General features: G+C 77.0%; 1 protein-coding gene. It reads left to right on the forward strand.

Annotated features, from left to right (window positions below; translation table 11 throughout):
• The coding region (locus ACTUAL_RS24175) for a condensation domain-containing protein (RefSeq protein WP_440901855.1) at positions 1 to 2003 on the forward strand (2003 nt) is incomplete at both ends.

Raw genomic sequence — 2003 nt, forward strand, 5'->3', positions numbered from 1 at the left:
CCGCCGCTGCTGCGGGCCTGCGCGGTGCGCGAGTTCGCGCTGGCGGTGGAGCAGCCGATCCGGGCCGCGCTGTTCGTGACCGGGCCGGACGAGCACGTGCTGCTGGTGGTGCTGCACCACATCGCGGCGGACGGCTGGTCCATGGGGCCGCTCTCGCGCGACCTGGCCACCGCGTACGCGGCCCGTGCTCGCGGCGAGGCGCCTGCGTGGGCGCCGCTGCCGGTGCAGTACGCGGACTACGCGCTGTGGCAGCGGGACCTGCTCGGCGACGAGGGCGAGGAGGGCGGCGAGTTCGCCCGCCAGGTCGAGCACTGGCGGGCCCGGCTCGCCGGGCTGCCCGAGCTGATCACCCTGCCCGCCGACCGGCCGCGCCCGGCCAGGGCCAGCCACCGGGGCGAGCACCTCGCCGTCGAGCTGGACGCCGGTCTGCACGCCCGGCTGTCCGACCTGGCCCGCGCGTCCGGCGCGACGCAGTTCATGGTGCTCCAGGCCGGGCTCGCCGGGCTGCTCACCAAGCTCGGCGCGGGTGAGGACGTCGTCATCGGCAGCCCGATCGCCGGGCGCACCGACGAGGCGCTCGACGAGCTGGTCGGGTTCTTCGTCAACACCCTGGTGCTGCGCACCGACACCTCCGGCGACCCGAGCTTCACCGAGCTGGTGGCTCGGGTGCGGGAGGGGGCGCTGGAGGCGTACGCGAACCAGGACGTGCCGTTCGAGCACCTGGTGGAGGTGCTCAACCCGGCCCGGTCCCTGTCGCACCACCCGCTGCTCCAGGTCGTGCTCGCCGTCCAGAACGCCCCGAGCGGCGACTTCGCCCTGCCGGGCCTGGCGGTCACCGGCGTGCCGGTGCCCACCGGCACCTCCCGGCTCGACCTCGCCATCAGCCTCGCCGAGCGGCGCGCCGAGGACGGCTCGCCGGGCGGCCTGGTCGGCGCGGTCGAGTACAGCACCGACCTGTTCGACCGGGCCACCGTCGAGCTGCTGCTGACCCGCTGGACCCGGCTGCTCACCGCCGTCACCGCCGACCCTGGGCTCCCGCTGCGCGCCGTCGACCTGCTCGGCGGCTTGGAGCACCGGGCGCTGGCCGACCGCAACAACACGGCGAAGCCGGTGGCGGGCGAGCACTTCGCCGCCCTGTTCCGGGCCGTCGCCGACCGCACCCCCGGCGCGACCGCCGTCGTCGGGGCGGCCGAGGCGCTGACGTACGCGGAGCTGGACGCGCGGGCCAACCGGTTCGCGCACGCCCGCGGCGCGCTCGGCGCAGGCCCCGAGGACGGGGTCGCGCTGCGGCTGCCGCGCTCGGTGGAGCTGGTCGTGGCGGTGCTGGGCGTGCTCAAGGCGGGCGCGGCGTACCTGCCGGTCGACCCGGCCTACCCGGCGGCGCGCATCGAGCTGATGCTCGCCGACGCGCGGTGCGCGCTGGTCGTGGACTCGCCGGACGCGGTGAACGACCCGGCGGGCGTGCTGCTCGCGGGTGGCGGGGCAGCGGGTGGCGGGGCAGTGGGAGGCGGGGCAGCGGGCGCTGGACCGGTGGACACCGGAGCCGCTGGCGGCGGGGCGGTGGCTGGCGGACCGGTGGGCGGCGAGGCGGGGGCTGGTGGACTGGCGGTTGGCGGACCGGTGGCCTGCGGGGCGGCTGCCACCGACCCGGTGGTGCTGCCCGACACCGATCCGCGGGTGCTCGTCCGGCCGGAGAACCCGGCGTACGTCATCTACACCTCCGGCTCCACCGGTCGACCCAAGGGCGTGGTGGTCACCCACGGCGGCGTGCCCAGCCTCGTCGCCACCCAGGTCGAGCGGCTCGCGCTCGACCCGCGCAGCCGGGTGCTCCAGCTCGCGTCGCCGAGCTTCGACGCCGCCTTCTGGGACCTGTGCGCCACCCTGCTCACCGGGGCCGCGCTGGTGCTCGCGCCGGTCGACGACCCGCTGTCCGCGCTGACCGGCGCGGACGTCACCCACGCGACCCTGCCGCCCTCGGCCCTGGCCTCGGTGGACGGCGAGGT

It is taken from the genome of Actinosynnema sp. (assembly GCF_052038725.1).